The sequence below is a fragment of the Shewanella sp. HN-41 genome, from assembly GCF_000217915.1.
Lineage (GTDB): Bacteria > Pseudomonadota > Gammaproteobacteria > Enterobacterales > Shewanellaceae > Shewanella.
On the sequence record NZ_AFOZ01000022.1, the window covers coordinates 73,675 to 91,629 of the forward strand.

A 17,955-nucleotide genomic window follows, 5' to 3' on the forward strand; every position below is an offset into this window, starting at 1 on the left:
CTGAAATATCTTAAAAAAACTACATTTTTGCAGCCAATTCCCCAAGCTCTGTCATCGCAATGCTGGCACCGCCAAGTGACCAACCACCATCAACCGGCAAAACAACACCTGTAATATAAGAAGCTAATTCAGAGCCTAAGAATAATGCGGCATTAGCGATATCTTGGCCTGTACCGTTGCGCTTTAGTGGAACGGACTGGGCAACCTTCTGCTGTAATGCGCTGCTCGGCGCAAGACGATTAAAGCCTTCAGTGTTAGCGATGGGACCAGGCATAATCGAATTAATCCTCAGCCCCTCACAACCCCACTCTAAGGCTAAGGTTCGCGTCAGCATATCCACACCCGCTTTCGCCGCACACACATGTACTTGCATGGGCATAGCGATCGAAGCCTGCGGCGCCGAAATCTGGATAATATTGCCATTGGGGCGACGCAGTATAGGATAAGCCTGCTTTAACACTTGAAAACTGCCCAGCAAATCAATGTCCATCACCGACTTAAAACCATTGGCCGAAAGCTTAGCGGCGCTGGCGGGGAAATTACCCGCCGCACCACTCACCAGCACATCGATAAAACCAAACTCAGAAGCAATTGTATCAAAACCGACTTCGAGGGCGCTAAGATCGCGCACATCAAAACTCACCCCCAAATGAATACCATCAGGATTGGCCTGTTGTAGCTGCAATACTGCGGCATCAATTTTATCTTGGCTGCGACTGGCAACAGCCACATTCGCGCCAACCTGTGCGAACGCTATTGCAATCGCGAGATTAATCCCACTGGTACCACCGACAACGACAACATTCTTACCTTGATAGTTAAACATCGTAGCATTAAACATAGGCATTCTCCGTGAACAGTGAGATATTCAGGGTGTATTTATCATTCTATGCTGTTATTCAACATAGTATTTTGTTTTTTATCAAGCATACCAACAACTATTTCAAGCCGTTATTCAGACGACTATGCCAATGATTGGTGAATCGCCTGCAATGCCGCTAACGGATCGGCGGCTTTGGTGATTGGACGACCAATCACTAGGTAATCTGAACCAGCTGTTATCGCCTCTGGCGGCGTCATCACGCGGTGTTGATCACCAACCTCACTACCCACGGGTCGAATGCCCGGTGTGACAAGTTTAAAATCTTGACCTAATAAGGTTTTAAGTACCTTTGCTTCTTGAGCTGAACAAACTACACCATCAAGGCCTGCTTGTTTGGTCAATTTAGCTAAACGCTGAACATGCTCAAACGCGGGCACATCTATGCCGATTAATTTGAGATCATCATCGCTCATAGAGGTTAATACCGTCACAGCAATCAGCATTGGTGCATCTTTGCCGAAGGGCTGCAAAGCCTTTTTTGCCGCTTCCATCATGGCTAAACCACCACTGGCATGCACGTTTGTCATCCAAACGCCAAGTTCTGCCGCGGCCGCTACCGCTTTAGCGACAGTATTGGGAATATCATGAAATTTCAAATCGAGGAACAAATCAAAACCGCGATCATGGATATCTTTCACCAGTTGCGGACCAAACAGGGTAAACATTTCTTTGCCAACTTTAAGGCGGCACATGTTGGGGTCGAGTTTTTCTATCAGCTGTAAAGCGTGGTTTTTATTATCGTAATCAAGCGCTACGAGGATAGGTTTAGTCGTCATCATCTCTCCAACGAGGTTACACTAACAAGGTATTTCAAAAGGTTATTCACCGTCTAAGCCTCGGATCCGTTTAATACTGCCCCAGTTTTTACAGGAAGGACAATGCCAATAAAGCGCATGGGAAGGGAAACCACACTCCTTACAACGGTAGCTTGGACGGAATTTAATTTGTTGCTCAACGAGATGCTCAAGCATAGTTAAACTTTGCTTAGCTTGCCCTTCTTCGGCCTGACGCAAATGCATCTGCATCAAATGTTGAAAGCCTTTCATTGTTGGGTGGCGATACAGTGCATCGAGTACCATGTTTTCGGCAGTTTTTATCTCGTTGAGACTGATCATATGCTGCGCTAAGGCAACGACAACGGAGGCACCAGCGCCGTCCGCCATGGCGCCAGCCAATAATTCTTGATACCCCTCTTTATCTTCAGTATCGCGATACACTTGCTTAGCCGTCGGCAGCGCATCGGCAAACAGATCTATATCGGCCTTCTTAAGCGCCATTAGCATGGATTTACACTGAGTGTAGTCCTTTGCATCGAGGAATTTTTTGGCAAGTGTGAGTAAGGCGCGGCCACACTTAGGATCTTGTTTGAGTGCATGTTGCAGAAGCTTAATCTTATCTGCATCATCATTGGCCTCATCTGCAAGCTGACAATAAAAGTGGGCTATGATGGGTTTTAACATCTGCTGACGTTTACGGCTTAAACGCTTTGTGATATCGATGGCCTTTTGCCATTCCTTAATCACTTGATAGATAGTGATTAACTGAGTTTCAGACTCTTCACTGTGGTCATCCTGGCTCACCAAATTTAGGAAAATTTCTTCAGCGCGGTCGTAAAAACCCGCCGCCAGATAATCCTTTCCAAGCTCCATCATCGCAATATCGCGCTGCTCATTAGTGAGCGTTGGCCTAGCGATCAGATTTTGGTGAATACGGATGGAGCGATCAACTTCGCCCCGTTTACGGAATAAGGAACCGAGGGAAAGATGGGTATCGATAGTTTCATCGTCCACATCGAGCATGCTAATAAATAGATCAACCGCTTTGTCCGATTCGTTGGACAACAGGAAATTGAGACCAGTGAAATAGTCTCGGCTTAATTGCTTGCGCTGATTACTTTGATTTTGCCTTATGCTCCGCCGCCCCATATACCAACCGTAACCGGCAGCAATAGGAAGCAGCAGAAAGAGGATCTCAAGCATATCAGGCGTCTACGTCCGGGGGCATTTTAGCAAGTTGCACATTTAATTTCTTTTGGGTCGCCGCCAAAGTCAGTTTTAATCTCACAATATAATAGCAAGCAAATAACCAACTCAGCATAAAGCCTGCAAAGAAAACAATCGCTAATACTACGGGTAGACGATATTCTCCTTGGGCAACAAAATAGCTGATCGTCACCATTTGCTCATTACGCGCACCAAAGATTAACGCCAGAATAAATAACAGTGCCACAAGGACAGTCACCACAAAAGATTTCACGCTGCACTCCCTAAACGCGTTTCAATTTTCTGATTATCCAAGAAATTTACTGGGCTGACCAGCTTTGCCTTGCAATAGATACAAAAAAGCCCCCTAACGGAGGCTTTTCACTATGCGGTCAATCACACATTAACGGCGTCAACGCGCTCGCGCAGTTCTTTGCCTGGCTTAAAGTGCGGGACGTATTTGCCTTCCAATTCGACAGATGAACCTGTCTTTGGATTGCGGCCAGTACGCGGCGCACGATAATGAAGCGAGAAACTACCAAAGCCACGGATCTCAATACGATCACCGCTTTCTAATGTTGTTGCCATTTGCTCCAACATCTCTTTGATTGCACTTTCAACTTCCTTCGCCGACAGCTGCGACTGCCTGGTGGCGAGTTTTTCGATCAGTTCGGATTTTGTCATCCTAGCTATCCCCTATTATCAAGCCAAACACAGTCACCTATAAAGGGTGGCGAACCACCCCTTAACAACAGGCGATTATTTGCGAGCTGCTTTAAACGCTTCAGCCATTGCATTACTAATAACAGCGTCTTCTTGTTTATTCAAGGTCGCCATTACTTCTTTTTCTTCAGCTTCGTCTTTCGCTTTGATTGACAGGCTGATAGAACGGTTTTTACGGTCAACACCCATGAACTTAGCTTCGATAGCGTCACCTACATTGTAAACAGTAGATGCATCTTCGATGCGCTCACGGCTGATGTCAGCTACACGAATGTAACCTTCAACAGTGTCAGCCAGTTCAACAGTCACACCTTTAGCATCAACAGCAGAAACAGTACCGTTTACGATAGTACCTTTCTTCTTGTCAGCTAAATAAGCGTTGAATGGATCATCTTCAGTTTGCTTAACACCTAAGCTGATGCGCTCACGCTCTGGATCTACAGACAGAACCACTGCGTGGATTTCATCGCCTTTCTTGTATTCAGAAACTGCGTCTTCGCCAGTACCGTTCCAAGAAATGTCAGACAGGTGAACTAAACCATCGATACCGCCGTCAAGACCGATGAAGATACCGAAGTCAGTGATTGACTTGATCTTACCAGAAACCTTGTCGCCTTTGTTGTAACGAGTTGCGAAGTCATCCCATGGGTTGGTCTTACATTGTTTCAGACCTAGAGAAATACGACGACGCTCTTCATCGATGTCCAGAACCAGAACTTCAACTTCGTCACCTAAGTTAACTACTTTAGATGGGTGAATGTTCTTGTTAGTCCAATCCATTTCAGAAACGTGAACTAAACCTTCAACGCCTTCTTCGATTTCAACGAAACAGCCGTAGTCAGTCAAGTTAGTTACGCGACCAGTTAACTTAGTGTTTTCTGGGTAGCGCTTGCTGATTTCTAACCATGGATCTTCGCCAAGTTGTTTCAGACCTAAAGACACACGAGTGCGCTCACGATCGTACTTCAGAACTTTAACGTTGATTTCGTCGCCAACATTGACGATTTCAGATGGGTGTTTAACACGTTTCCACGCCATATCAGTGATATGCAGCAGACCGTCAACGCCACCTAAATCTACGAATGCACCGTAGTCAGTCAGGTTCTTAACGATACCTTTAACTGCTTGACCTTCTTGCAGGTTTTCTAACAGTGCATCACGCTCAGCGCTGCTTTCTGATTCGATAACTGCACGACGAGAAACAACAACGTTGTTACGCTTCTGGTCAAGTTTGATAACTTTGAATTCTAATTCTTTGTACTCTAAGTGAGCGGTGTCGCGAACTGGGCGCACATCAACTAGAGAACCTGGTAAGAAGGCACGGATACCGTTTAATTCAACAGTGAAACCGCCTTTCACTTTACCATTGATGATACCGATTACAGTTTCAGCATCTTCGTAAGCTTTTTCCAGAACGATCCAAGCTTCATGACGTTTCGCTTTTTCGCGAGACAGTTGAGTCTCACCGAAGCCGTCTTCAACAGAGTCAAGAGCTACGTCAACTTCATCACCAACGGCGATTTCTAAAACGCCTTGTGCGTTCTTGAATTGTTCAGCTGGGATTGGGCTTTCAGACTTCAGACCTGCGTCAACCAGTACCATACCGTTTTCGATGGCAACAACAGTACCACGAACGATAGAACCTGGACGGAATTCCAGAGTTTGAAGGGATTGTTCAAATAGATCAGCAAAAGATTCAGTCATGTTTAGGTTACTTTCTTTAATAAACCACAGCCCGTCCTGGACGTGGAGTCAGTCTAATTATCCGTATCATCCTTAATACGAATACCTACCCAGTGAATAACCTTAGTTAACACTGGATAACTTTTGGTTGATGTGATTGAGCGCGAGCTCAAGCACTTCATTGATGCCTTTTCCGCTAGTATCGATAACGAGCGCATCCTCGGCGGGGACTAAAGGTGCCACCGGACGATTCATGTCACGTTCGTCACGTTCGATAATTTCGCTTAAAAGGCGCTCGATATTAACATCGAAGCCCTTGTCCTGCAACTGATTATAGCGTCTTTGAGCACGCTCCTCTGCCGATGCAGTTAAATATAATTTTGCCGGTGCGGTAGGGAAAACCACAGTTCCCATATCGCGACCATCGGCAATTAATCCAGGCGCCGTTCTAAAGGCCCGTTGGCGGCGTAATAATGCTTCCCTGACCCGAGGGAATGCCGCGACGATAGAGGCAGCATTAGAGCACTCTTGGGTGCGAATAGCACTAGTGACATCTTCACCTTCTAATATCACTTGAACTGGATCTTTCTCATTGCCCGTTAGAAATTTCACATCAAGATGTGCCGCGAGCAATGTGATGGATTCTTCATTTTCCAATTCAACATTGTGATGAATTGCGGCAAGCGCAAGAACTCGGTAAATAGCGCCACTATCAAGTAGTTGCCAACCTAGATGCTGCGCCAATAATTGACTTATTGTACCTTTACCAGCACCGCTTGGGCCATCGATTGTGACTACAGGAGCCCGTTCAGACATACATTCCTCCGCAAAAAATAATCATCATCCGTGAGTTCATCAAGTGAGCCCCGAAAATGAGCGCGCCGCATTGTACAACAAAAGATAAACAAAATCCGTGGATTTTTTATGAAGATTAGAAGCCGCACGAATACGGCTTCATCTACTTTTGGGCGACAAATTTGTCTTTGGTAAGACTTGGCAACTTTAGGATTGAAGACTCGCAAATTGCACAAAATAATCAGGAAACGTCTTAGATGTGCAATCAGGATCATTGATGGTAATACCGCAATCGGCGAAGGCTAGCATCGAAAAACACATGGCCATGCGGTGATCGTTATAGGTATCAATTTCAGCCGTACGTATAACGGCAGGTGGTGTGATTTGAATGTAATCCTTACCCTCTTCGACCTCTGCACCCACCTTACGCAGTTCGGTCGCCATAGCCGCTAAGCGGTCGGTTTCTTTAATGCGCCAGTTGTAGATATTGCGAATAACAGTCGTGCCTTTAGCAAATAACGCTGCGGTGGCAATGGTCATGGCTGCGTCGGGAATATGGTTCATGTCTAAATCAACGGCGGTTAATTGAGAGCCGCGCGCGATAATATAGTCATCACCCCATTCAATATCGGCGCCCATTTTTTCGAGCACATCGGCAAATTTCACATCACCTTGAATACTCAAACGGCCCACTCCCGTGACTTTCACTTCACCGCCTTTAATTGCCCCTGCAGCGAGGAAATACGATGCCGATGACGCATCACCTTCTACTAACACTTTACCCGGTGACACATAATGCTGGCCGGCAAGGATTTCAAAACGAGCATAGTCATGGTTGATAACAGTCACGCCAAATTGCGCCATCAAGGCCAGCGTAATATCGATATAAGGCTTAGAAACCAGTTCCCCCCTTACATGGATATTTACACTGCCCTTCGCTAGGGGCGCTACCATCAGCAATGCCGTTAAAAACTGACTCGATAAATCCCCTGCGATCTCAACATCGCCGCCATTAAGCCCGGTGGCATTAATGGTCAGTGGTGGAAAACCATCATTTTTAAGATAAACAATACTGGCACCGAGTTGTCTTAGGGCATCAACCAAATCACCAATCGGGCGCTCTTCCATACGCGGTTCGCCCGTCAGGGTAAACTCGCCTCGACCTAAGGTTAAGGCAGCGCAAAGTGGACGCATTGCCGTACCCGCATTACCTAAAAATAATTCCTGCGCAGATTCAGCAGAAATCGCGCCGCCTAAACCTTCTAACTCACACACAGTATTATTCGCAGATAAACGGTAGTTCACACCGAGTTGCTTTAGGGATGCGAGCATGTGGCGGATATCATCGGAGTCAAGCAGATTGGTGAGCGTGGTCGTGCCTTGGGCTAAGGTCGCCAGTAAAAGGGCACGATTGGAAATACTTTTTGAGCCCGGGATGTTGATTTCACCACGAACTTGCACAACAGGTTCAAGACGTAATTGCTTCATGAATAAATCTTCTTTCTCAATAAGGGCGTTATCATCACGATCACGCAGACTGAATAGGCAAAATGGCAACTTCACGCTACAGCGCGTCAAGTTAAAATTACAAATAAAAGGAGATTGGGGCCTTGTTGGTGCTTCGTTGTTATAAAATTACCGATTGTCGCTAAGGATTCAACCGTTTTTTCGAGAAAAATGCCTTTTGGGTGGGTTTATTTACTTTAGTCGATGCCAAAATAACAAAAATGCAAAATTTAATGGGTTAATTTATGATTTAATCACACTTTTGGCAGGCTTTTTTGCCAAGCTAACTGGCGTTTAATCACAGTTTTCACTTTAAAAGCTTTACCTTTCCACGCTATCCTAAGCTTCAAATGATAAATAATGCAGATCTGAAACGAAAATCACGATTGCTATACAACCAGAAAGGTAGATGGAGCATGTTTAATAAACTTACCGCAATGCCTGCAGATCCTATCCTTGGCTTGCTGACTCAGTACCGCGAGGACACTCATCCACAAAAAGTGGATTTAGGTGTGGGGGTTTATAAAGATCCCGCAGGCCATACTCCCATCCTTAAGTGCGTCAAGAAAGCCGAGCAATTCCGTCTCGATACCGAAACCACCAAAGTGTATATCGGTCCAACGGGCTCACCACAATTCAATACCTTAATGACGGAATTAGCCTTTGGCGCTGGCCACAGTGCCATTATCGCTAATCGTATCCGTACGGTTTCTACCCCAGGTGGTACGGGAGCTTTGCGTGTCGCGGGTGACTTTATCAAACGCTGTAATCCGAATGCTGTGTTATGGGTGAGCGACCCCACTTGGGCAAATCACACTGGATTATTTGAAGCGGCTGGTATTACCGTTAAAACCTACCCCTATTATGACTACGATAGTAAGTCATTGAAATTTGATGAAATGCTTGCCGCATTAGCGCAAGTCAGTCCCGATGATGTTGTGTTATTCCACGCCTGTTGCCATAACCCCAGCGGGATGGATTTCACCACAGAACAATGGGATAAAGTCGTTGCCTTAACAAAAGAGCAAGGTTTTACGCCTCTGATTGACATGGCATACCAAGGCTTTGGTGATGGTGTTGATATCGATGCCTATGGCGTGCGCCAAATGGCGGCTGCAGTCGACAATATGATCCTCTGTAGCTCTTGCTCGAAAAATTTCGGTTTGTACCGTGAGCGTATCGGTTCCTGCTCCGTCATTGCCAAAGATGCCAATACCGCCAATATCGCCCAATCGGTATTGCTTTATGTGGTTCGCTGCCTCTACTCTATGCCGCCTGCCCACGGAGCCGCCATTGTTGAGACTATTTTGGCCTCTGCAGAGTTAAAACAAGAATGGCTTGATGAATTAAAAGTCATGCGCGATCGCATCAATGGTAACCGCGCCATTTTAGTGAATAAGCTAAAAGCCAATGGTGTAGACCGCGACTTTAGCTTTATCGCCCGCCAAAAAGGCATGTTCTCCTTCCTCGGGGTTAATCCAGAGCAAGTCGCACGTCTGCAAAAGGAATTCAGTATCTACATGGTGGGCTCAAGCCGCATTAGCATTGCCGGGATCAGTGAAGACAATGTTGACTACTTAGCCCAATCAATCGCTAAGGTGTTATAAACTCCTTCGAAAATAGACTGACTTTATCGGTGTAGCTCAATAATGAATGGAGCTACACCTGTATATCCCATTTCAGAATATCACCAGCCCCCAATAAAAATCCGATCATTTCGTGATCAGCTTTCATTAACGCAAAATCATACCTCCGAACTAAAAACCTAAGAATATGCTTACTTGCATTACAGACTTCGTAATACTGAACCGCCTTAATTATATTTAATCTTACTAAACTAAATTTGATTTAAACTCTTCTTTATAACGTCTAGATAAATTTAGTTTTCGCCCACTTTTTAATTGAATTTCACCATCACCACTAGGTAAATAAGCTATATGTTCGATGGCATTGTGATTTACGGCAAAACTGCGATGAATACGACTAAAGCCTTTACTACGAAGACGTCCAATAAGATCTACAAGTGTCGAACGTAAAGGATATATCCTACCACCGCTGTACAAATTAACATAATTACCCGATGATTCCATCCATTCAATATCTGCTACTTTAACTAGAAACTCTCGATCCAGTTTTTTCACCAACAAATAGTCAGGTATGGGTGTTGCTTTATGCTCCGCAGGCTCATTTTCAATTAGATTAGCTTCACCTTTTAGTCTTCGATAGACAAATATACACAAGTGATAAAGAGCGAAAAAAAATACATACCCCCATAAATCTTTACGATACTCGTAAAAAAATTCTCGCATCACTGGGCCAAAATGATAAGAGTCCCCTGCCAGCCAATATATACCTTTACGTAACCAAACCATTAAAAATACATGGGCAGCAGAAAAAACCAGCGAAATAGCAAAGTGTTTAACTAATTGTTGAGTAACAGACGTAAGTCGTAAAGGTATTTTTGGCCACACAAAGAATAAGACAGGTAGCAATAGGAAGGTGCTAATCGCGCTGGAATACTCCCATGAGAATGGCTCCCACATGGAAAAACTGGGGCTACCATCCCGAGTTGTCTCCATCCAGTTAGATGTCGCGTTTATGCTGTTATTGATAAGAAGGTAACCAGCAATCAACAGATAGATGTATGTCGTCTTATGTTTCTCGAATTTTTCAAATAAAGTCACTATTAGCCATCCCGTTAATCCGCCTCTTATCCCAGAAGCCAGTCCTCTAGGCATTTACAACTGTAGTAAAGGAAAACAAAGCATCAAACTACACCCATCATTAAATCCAAGTATTTAACAACAGAGATGGCTATGACTCAAGTAATTACCCCAGTAAATCATATTCGCCGCCATGATATTGACTGGCTTCGTACCTTAGCTTTTGGTTTATTAATTCTATATCATGTTGGCATGTACTATGTTGCGGACTGGGGTTGGCACGTAAAGAGCAACAATCAGAGTATATTACTACAGGATTTTATGATACTTACCAACCAATGGCGAATGTCATTGTTATTTTTTATCTCGGGGATAGCATTATCGCTTGTAGTGTTGCAGAGTAGGTTAAGTCGCAAACATTTAGCTGGATTACGCTTAAATCGCTTGATAGTACCACTTATTTTTTCAATGTGCTTCATTGTGCCGCCACAGCTATTTTATGAACTGCAGCAACATGGCCTAACAATGAACTATTGGGCATTTTTACAGGAATACTGGAATGTTAATACGACCCTTGCTCCCTTTAAACAATCAGCTATCGGTTTACTTACATGGAACCACTTATGGTTTCTGCCTTACTTATTTATTTACAGCTTGCTAGTGTTAATATTATTCCCACTGTACTCTTTCGTCGGTAAAGGTCTTCAAACTCGCGGTCTCTCATTATGGTGGTTCATGGGGTTAATAATCCTGTCGATGGCATTCATCTGGGCGCATCTGCGTGAGTCATTTCCGATTACCAATGCATTGGTTGATGACTGGTACAATCATGCTAAGTATTTTTTGTATTCAGTGTAGGCGTACTCTTTCCCTTTTTAACCAATATCTGGCAACAACTCATTGCGCGCCGCCGCAGTTTATTATTTTTAGCCGCAATAGGATATGTCTGGTTGTTATTCGACCGCCATGATTTTCTGAATATTGGTGATGAACTTAATAGTCTATTTGTGATTAAATTGACTCATGGCATTTTATTGAACACTAATCATTGGGCATGGATTTTTGCATTAGTTGGCTATGCAGGCCGTTACCTTAACTTTTCTAACGACTTTCTAAAATATGCGAATAAAGCTATCTTACCTTGGTATATTTTACATCAAACACTGATTATCATCATTGCCATGCAATTACAAACTTTACATATCCATCCCGTGATTGAAGCGCTATTATTAATAACCCTAACAACTATCGGCTGCCTAATTTGCTATGAAGCTTTGCGACAATTTTCATTACTGCGTTGGTTATTTGGATTAAAAACAAGTTTCCCACTGAACTTCAATAAAAAAGAGTTAGCGATGAGTAAGCACTAATAATCTACCTCTATAACTTGTAAAATAAAATCCACCAATATTAAATTTAATTTAAAACCAGGAGGTTAATCAACACTTCACACTAATTTTGCCTGATTATTATCTAAGCCTATATTTCCCTGCAATAGTCCTTGCAATACATATAGGCTCAATTAACGATCTTACATAAACAATTGATTGGCTTATGATCATTTCGAAGGCTTTGAAGCCACATTCTTTCGCAGTTGTTGCTGATTCAGGTTTTATCTGGTGCAATTTGGTTACACAAACTGCATCGCCAAAGATATTCATTAATCCAAACGTGTAGAGGACCAGCGAGTAATGTGCCACACATTTAAAAAGCATCGTCACACGGGAGACCAACTTTAAAGAGTGCATTGTTAATGCCAGCCCGCAGCTCCTTCAACGCCAACTCTTTTTCTTCAATTTGTATTAATTTTCGCTCAAGACATGCACGTTTTTGTTCAACACTGAATTCGTCCTCAATCCACACAGTTAAGACATCTGCGATTTCACTAAGCGTAAAACCAAGCATTTTGGCATGCTTGATCATCTTCAATCGCTGCAAATCGACTGCGGAATAAACTTTATAGTTATTGCTAAGATTAGGCTGCGGAATCTTATCAAGCAAACCTTGACGTTCGTAGTAACGCACAGTGTCCTTAGGTAATCCGGCTTTTGCACATAATTCACCAATTTGCATCTCAACCTCTCAAAAGTAGAATCAAAACCTCTTGACTGTGGACCTAAGTCATCAGTTTATCCTGTTGTAAGCATAATACCAAAGAGGATAAACAAGCATGAAACCTTTTGACTATACTGGAAAAATAGCCCTGATCACGGGAGCTTCATCGGGAATAGGACTCACCTTTGCCGAGCACCTTGCTGCTCGCGGCGTATCACTTATTTTAGTCGCACGCTCGCAGGCCAAACTTGAAGCATTAGCTGACAGGCTAACAAAAAAACACAGTATCATGACAATGATCATCATTCAGGATTTAGGAGAACCTGACGCGTGCAAAAAGATTGTAGCAAAGCTTAATGAAGCGACACTTTCACCTGATTTATTAATTAACAACGCTGGGTTTGCCACCTATGGTGTCTTCGATGAGATTCCACTCATGCGACAAAAAGAAGAGGTTTACATAAACTGTCTAGCGCCGATAGAACTCACGCATGCGCTACTCCCTGCGATGCTCAAGCGCGGCAACGGTGCAGTGATAAATGTAGCTTCAACAGCTGGGATGCAACCAGATCCATATATGGCAATATATGGTGCGACTAAAGCCTTTCTCCTCGCCTTCTCCGAAGCACTATGGGCTGAAAATAGACAGCGCGGAGTGCGTGTATTGGCACTCTGTCCCGGATCAACGGAAACGGCATTTTTCGACGTGGTTAATGCTAAAGAGGCGTCTGTTGGTAAAAGAATGTCGGCTGATGCCGTGGCCATTATTGCACTCAATGCCCTAGATAAAAATCGCAATTACATCATCACCGGCTGCAATAACTGGCTATTAGGACAGCTGCAAAGATTTGTAACACGCAGGCGTTTATTAATTATCGCAGAGAAAATGCTGAGACCAAATGCCTATTCAAATAAGGGCTTAAAATTATAAACATCTGCGATGTCGCTTTTTAACAACACCTTAATTCTGGAAAACAGACCTTATCTTTAAACTCATTTCAAGAGTCGACAATTGTGGCTAACACTTGTTGGCCACTACAGTACACCTCATTGGTACATCAGCGTTACTCAGCAAAAGCAAAAAGCCGCAATTACTTGATATATAAGTAATTGCGGCTTCTTAAAATGTGGCGGTGAGAGAGGGAGTCGAACCCTCGAATCACACCATTTTATAACAAACCCTATAAAATCATAGTGTTATGCACCTTGATTTTTTTAGATTGTACCAGCTTTTTGTACCATTTAAAATAACTGAGGAGACCACCTATCATATCGGCTCCTTCAATTTTGTTTACAAATTTAAAGGTATTACCTAACTGGCAATTTGTCTATTGCCATACAATAAAGACTATAAGTTATTTACTAATCTCTATGTCTCGGATATGAAAAATCAACTTGGGGTTTTCGACAGGTTCACTTAAATAACTTAGAAAAACATCGTGTTCCAATACGATGATACTCCTCATGAATTCCTTAGGAGAATGACTCAGTCTTGCTGAACACTTAGAATTTGTTCCTCGGTAAGTACCGAATCATTCATCGATTCTGCATTTGCCTTGAAGAATACAGCTTGCTGACTCAGCAGCTCTTTAGATAACTCGTTTGTCTCAACAACTCGAGCAGAATTAAGTTTTAAAGACCCATCCATGATTTTGACAGCTACAAATCGATTCCACTCCAGACCATTTGAGCAAGCCAAATCAAACAAAACCTCTCCTGAAAAATAATCACCGAAAGCAGACACCAACTCATGCTCTATGCTAGAAATAGAGGATAAAGGGCTCTCGTGGCTTATCGCAGTTACGATAGCCATCGAATTTGAATTTTTATCTAACTTTCTAATATCTATCATTTTTTAAAACTATATAACTTTTTCATGTGTTCCCATGCAATTTTCGATTTTTCCATCAAAATAGGGAGTGTACCGAGAGCTCTGCTGGTGTTAACAGCAGTTTCCATATGGAATAAGCCATGACGTTCCTTCCTATAAAAATCATAGGCTTCGCAAACAATATCTTCTACTTCTGGTGGATACTTTCCAGCATGCACTAGATCAAACCCATAGCGGCCTTTATTTTTGGTGAAAATACCACCGAAATCTCTATCTACAACAATCCCTAATGTACTGAGTTGCTCTTTGAGGATGCCCTCAAGAGCCCTCAGCTCAGGATAAATTAGCATGCTGTAGTCAGGTAATTTTGGGGCCGCGAGTTTAACACATAGCCCGGATGTGAGCAATTTTTCAACAAGCATAGGTAATTGATTGTAAGATTCGCCAAAAGTTCCTTTTAACCACTCCCTAGCGACATCTTGCTGAACAATTTCAGCTCTGCTGTCATCTTGTCGAAGCAACACTTTCTCCAATCCATTTAGGTCAAGTAATGAAGTAAGATTAAAGATAAATACTCGATAGCATGAAAGTGGTCTTCCTTGAATTTGTAAATTGAATGTATTGACATGAAAACTTATTGTGAGTTCATCTTGAAACTCCGTAGAGACGATTTTCCATACAATTGTACTAGGAGTTTTAGAATGAACCTTTATCTCCAGATTAGCTTGTTCACTAGTTAGCTCCAAGACGGCATCAAGTTGATCTTTCACTATACCCTGTATAACCATGTTAACGTTTTCAAACTCAGAGGGATTAAGTGTATCAAATAGATGATCAGCTAGAAGCTCACTAAGGGGATGATTTTTCCCAGTTTGCCATCTAATGGATGAAGTACCATCTTGATTATAATAAATATCCACAGTCGCAGGTTGTTGCCCTGCTTGTGTGAAAACCACTCTAATTCCATTCTGAGCGCCGGGCATTGGACTAATATTGGCAAGCCCAAAATTGTTGGCCTCGATAAAGTCACGAGATAACTGTTCAATTGATGAACGATTTAAGTTCAGATTTCTATATTCTCTACCTTCCATTAAGCATCCCTTCTAAAAACTGCAACAAACCGTATCGTACATAAAATTTTAATCATCACAACATACTGAATCGCCACTGATTTTCTAGACTCGGTTCAAGAGTAACAACTTCATTCATTACAGATAGTTAATTCTAGAAGCATAAAATAGTAATTGATTATTTCACGCCATCTTAAAGAATCAAAGAACTGTGTGTGGCTTGAATTGATTGGAGACGGAAAAAAGTGAACCCTCGAATCACATCACCTTCTAACATACCCTATAAATCATAAGCCCAAAATATATTTCAGCTTAGTTTTGATCGTTGATAGAACACCATGTTTGATTGGTTTTTGGCTCTGAGTTTGTTGATCCACTCTATACACCTTTCTCTGCATTGTTTGGTCTCCCACTCTACTGGTAAAAGCAGGTTTCTCTTGATTTTCCTTGAGTATTTTTGATGTTGGTTTATCAGCAGCGGAAGTATTTAAGTTTTTATCTGTATCAGCTGTAGAATGAGTATTTGTTGCTCGCACAGTAGTTTCAACATACAGTTTAGGGTCGGAAACCGCTGAATTGATAAATGTCGTCTGAAAATTTTTAGACTGAAGTGAAGGCTCTTCCACTGTTTGTTCGACAATAAATTCACTCTTAAAATCCACTTGTTGTTGAATTTTCATCATTCCTCTGTGATTGTTTGGAAGTGAAAATTTTTCACCAACATAGACGCAGAAAAACTCAGAATAATTACAGTGAAAAACGTGATTTTGAGTTCGGTCCTGGTGGCCAACAAAAAATACAGTAGTAAACTCTGACTTATTTTTTGCTGCATTAATAGCCATTTCCAGCTCAAATAAACATGCTTCTTTATCCCTTGAAGTCCAATTAGCAGTATTCAAGTGTAATTCAAACAGTTTTCCTGAACGAGGATCTATTTGGTAAAGTGTCACAACAATTATGTCATCAATAACTACTGGTTTATGGGTAAATTTAAGCGGTTTATAGAAAATATGATTATCTATATACCTAGAATTTTTGAATCCTCCAATCTCTTGAAAATAGTGCTGGTATGTTCTTGTATATCCGAGAATTTTTAAGTTTTTATTCTTGGCTTGCTCAGGAGATTGGATATAATAAAAAACCGCGGCGGAGATACTAGAGGATCTTTGTACCTTCCGTTCATTAGCTGCACCATTAGTATGACGAGTTACCTTACTCGCTTTAGCCGCTGTAGCTAAGTTAGGTGTTTTTTCAACTAACTTATCAAGCTTTTGTTCATTGCTACTAGGCAAATTAATTTCTGTAACATATGGTAAAACCCACGAATAGTTACCATTTGCATCTGTTCCCCCTTTTCCTCCATATTCTTCACTAAAAATACAATTAGGGATATGGTTCTTGATTCTAAAATGTGCAAGCTGTTTATAGGGCTGGAATTGGGATGGACTAATTTGACGCTTTGAGAAACAAGCTATCGGTTCCGCTGTACCATTACAACGTAGATTAGGGCATTCAAAATTGTTTTTATGCTTAGCAACGTATTCATCTCCCTGATTCTTCACCTGATGTGCATACAAGATTTCATTAGTTACTTTGTTATAAGCTCTATCCATCCAATATTCCTATAAATGAAATTTGTTCACATTTTGTGATGTGAGTAAATAAAACACAATCTATTCTTATAGTTATTTGCTCTTGATCACTTAACTAGAATGAGCTTGTGGCACTCTAACATTTTCATCTCAACGTGATTGATGTTTGCTCAAGACGAATTCCCTCGCATCATTAAATGCAGGGTCTGATACCATTACCCTAACCGCTCGGTCTTTATCAACGGCATTACAAGACATGCTGCCCAATGCACCTCTTGCCAGTACCTCACCGTTTGACTTTAGAGAGTCAAAAACAGGACTAATCTGTGGTTCAGTTCGACCAACTGAGCGTAATACTGCACCTATATTACTCTCCCATAATGAAGTCTCAACATAGACAGTCATTTCAATTAAAGCCCATTCTTGCTTGAGTTCCGTTGGTGCCTTGGTTTTACATACAGAAGCAATTTTTTCCCACATATAGAGTGTTTGCAGATTGCTTGCCATATCTTCAATTCCTGCCCTTACAGGAAATGAAAACGCTGTTCCAATAAGGAGTATAAAGATAACAACATCCCTTGGGTTACGCATATTTTCTCCCAAAAAAAAGCCATCAATAGAATCTGATGGCCTTGTCGATTAGTTACTTAGAGTGTTGCTATCTGATTGTTCGGTTTTCCCCTGCTCTTCTGCCATCCACTCTAACCTTAGCTGAAGCTGCCAAATTGCTATTCCTGAAAGAAGGCAGAGTAAGAACCCCGCCAACCCCGCTCCTGAAGTAGCAATTTTGAAGATATTTCCATCGTGATAACTCAGAATCGACAACATTAAAATGACACCATAAATCAACAGATATGCGGCACCACCAATCCCCGTTTTGATGAACAGTTTTTTCTCTCGATAGTTAGTCTCTGTATCTGATGGTGCTTGTTGGGCATCCTCCTTCAACCAATCCAATCTCTCCGAGAGATACCACATCCCGATATAGCCCACACCCATCACCACAACGGAGATAGTCCCTTGGAGTGTTAGTGACATCTTGAGGATGAAATAGTCCAAAGAGCCGCCAATCGAATCCTCAAGAGCAACCAGTGATAAGGCACTCAAGATTGTTAGGGCTATCAATATTACAAAGTACATCTCTAAGCGGTTTTTCTGTTTCTTATTCATAA

19 protein-coding genes are annotated in these 17,955 nt (G+C 42.3%); 4 read left to right on the forward strand and 15 right to left on the reverse strand.

Annotation, left to right across the window (positions count from 1 at the left end):
* Window positions 1-19: 19 nt before the first annotated feature.
* From SOHN41_RS08430 to aroA, 8 genes are all read right to left on the reverse strand, one after another.
* Window positions 20-841: an SDR family oxidoreductase gene (locus SOHN41_RS08430; protein WP_007647752.1), complete on the reverse strand. Its 822-nt coding sequence runs from the start codon at window positions 839-841 to the stop codon at window positions 20-22.
* A gap of 122 nt (window positions 842-963) precedes the next feature.
* Entirely contained in the window at window positions 964-1,659 is a 696-nt protein-coding gene (gene pyrF / locus SOHN41_RS08435; RefSeq protein ID WP_007647754.1) for an orotidine-5'-phosphate decarboxylase, read from the reverse strand.
* Window positions 1,660-1,701: 42 nt separating this feature from the next.
* Entirely contained in the window at window positions 1,702-2,862 is a 1,161-nt protein-coding gene (gene lapB / locus SOHN41_RS08440; protein WP_007647756.1) for a lipopolysaccharide assembly protein LapB, read from the reverse strand.
* 1 nt (window position 2,863) lies between these two features.
* Window positions 2,864-3,139 (reverse strand): LapA family protein, encoded by a 276-nt coding sequence (locus SOHN41_RS08445; RefSeq protein ID WP_007647757.1) that lies wholly within the window; start codon window positions 3,137-3,139, stop codon window positions 2,864-2,866.
* A gap of 122 nt (window positions 3,140-3,261) precedes the next feature.
* Entirely contained in the window at window positions 3,262-3,549 is a 288-nt protein-coding gene (gene ihfB, locus SOHN41_RS08450) for an integration host factor subunit beta (RefSeq protein ID WP_007647758.1), read from the reverse strand.
* 75 nt (window positions 3,550-3,624) lie between these two features.
* Window positions 3,625-5,292: a 30S ribosomal protein S1 gene (gene rpsA, locus SOHN41_RS08455; RefSeq protein WP_007647759.1), complete on the reverse strand. Its 1,668-nt coding sequence runs from the start codon at window positions 5,290-5,292 to the stop codon at window positions 3,625-3,627.
* Between the two features lie 102 nt (window positions 5,293-5,394).
* Window positions 5,395-6,087 (reverse strand): (d)CMP kinase, encoded by a 693-nt coding sequence (gene cmk / locus SOHN41_RS08460; RefSeq protein ID WP_007647760.1) that lies wholly within the window; start codon window positions 6,085-6,087, stop codon window positions 5,395-5,397.
* Between the two features lie 186 nt (window positions 6,088-6,273).
* Window positions 6,274-7,554, reverse strand: coding sequence for a 3-phosphoshikimate 1-carboxyvinyltransferase (aroA, locus tag SOHN41_RS08465; protein WP_037458542.1), 1,281 nt, complete (start codon window positions 7,552-7,554; stop codon window positions 6,274-6,276).
* 434 nt (window positions 7,555-7,988) lie between these two features.
* Here aroA and SOHN41_RS08470 point away from each other — a divergent pair, with 434 nt between their 5' ends.
* Window positions 7,989-9,179, forward strand: a complete 1,191-nt coding sequence (locus SOHN41_RS08470) for an amino acid aminotransferase (RefSeq protein ID WP_007647764.1) — start codon at window positions 7,989-7,991, stop codon at window positions 9,177-9,179.
* A gap of 225 nt (window positions 9,180-9,404) precedes the next feature.
* Here SOHN41_RS08470 and SOHN41_RS08475 read toward each other — a convergent pair whose 3' ends face one another.
* On the reverse strand, window positions 9,405-10,256 hold the full coding sequence (locus SOHN41_RS08475; protein WP_037458505.1) for a LytR/AlgR family response regulator transcription factor: 852 nt from the start codon (window positions 10,254-10,256) through the stop codon (window positions 9,405-9,407).
* 132 nt (window positions 10,257-10,388) lie between these two features.
* On the opposite strand from SOHN41_RS08475, the gene SOHN41_RS20220 reads away from it, so the two are divergent.
* Window positions 10,389-11,093 (forward strand): acyltransferase family protein, encoded by a 705-nt coding sequence (locus SOHN41_RS20220; RefSeq protein ID WP_050801827.1) that lies wholly within the window; start codon window positions 10,389-10,391, stop codon window positions 11,091-11,093.
* A gap of 92 nt (window positions 11,094-11,185) precedes the next feature.
* Window positions 11,186-11,605 carry a hypothetical protein gene (locus SOHN41_RS20225; protein WP_007647770.1) on the forward strand — a complete coding sequence of 140 codons (420 nt, stop codon included), beginning with the start codon at window positions 11,186-11,188 and terminating at the stop codon, window positions 11,603-11,605.
* Between the two features lie 334 nt (window positions 11,606-11,939).
* On the opposite strand, the gene SOHN41_RS08485 is transcribed toward SOHN41_RS20225, so the two are convergent.
* Complete coding sequence (locus SOHN41_RS08485) at window positions 11,940-12,308, reverse strand: MerR family transcriptional regulator (protein ID WP_007647773.1); 369 nt, start codon at window positions 12,306-12,308, stop codon at window positions 11,940-11,942.
* A 97-nt stretch (window positions 12,309-12,405) separates the two neighbouring features.
* On the opposite strand from SOHN41_RS08485, the gene SOHN41_RS08490 reads away from it, so the two are divergent.
* A complete protein-coding gene (locus tag SOHN41_RS08490) occupies window positions 12,406-13,221 on the forward strand; it encodes an SDR family NAD(P)-dependent oxidoreductase (RefSeq protein ID WP_007647775.1) in 816 nt (271 codons plus the stop codon).
* A gap of 555 nt (window positions 13,222-13,776) precedes the next feature.
* Here the strand turns inward: SOHN41_RS08490 and SOHN41_RS08495 are convergent.
* The 5 genes from SOHN41_RS08495 to SOHN41_RS08515 all read right to left on the reverse strand — a co-directional run bounded on the left by SOHN41_RS08495 (window position 13,777) and on the right by SOHN41_RS08515 (window position 17,953).
* Complete coding sequence (locus SOHN41_RS08495; protein WP_037458507.1) at window positions 13,777-14,142, reverse strand: type II toxin-antitoxin system RnlB family antitoxin; 366 nt, start codon at window positions 14,140-14,142, stop codon at window positions 13,777-13,779.
* The gene (locus SOHN41_RS08500) at window positions 14,139-15,212 is read right to left on the reverse strand and encodes a type II toxin-antitoxin system RnlA family toxin (RefSeq protein WP_007647779.1); all 1,074 of its coding nucleotides are present in this window, start codon (window positions 15,210-15,212) and stop codon (window positions 14,139-14,141) included. The genes SOHN41_RS08495 and SOHN41_RS08500 overlap by 4 nt, the downstream gene beginning before the upstream one ends.
* Before the next feature lie 266 nt (window positions 15,213-15,478).
* Window positions 15,479-16,804, reverse strand: coding sequence for a hypothetical protein (locus SOHN41_RS08505; protein ID WP_007647781.1), 1,326 nt, complete (start codon window positions 16,802-16,804; stop codon window positions 15,479-15,481).
* A gap of 129 nt (window positions 16,805-16,933) precedes the next feature.
* Window positions 16,934-17,374, reverse strand: a complete 441-nt coding sequence (locus SOHN41_RS08510) for a hypothetical protein (RefSeq protein WP_037458510.1) — start codon at window positions 17,372-17,374, stop codon at window positions 16,934-16,936.
* Between the two features lie 48 nt (window positions 17,375-17,422).
* Window positions 17,423-17,953, reverse strand: coding sequence for a hypothetical protein (locus SOHN41_RS08515; RefSeq protein WP_007647784.1), 531 nt, complete (start codon window positions 17,951-17,953; stop codon window positions 17,423-17,425).
* Window positions 17,954-17,955: the final 2 nt, after the last annotated feature.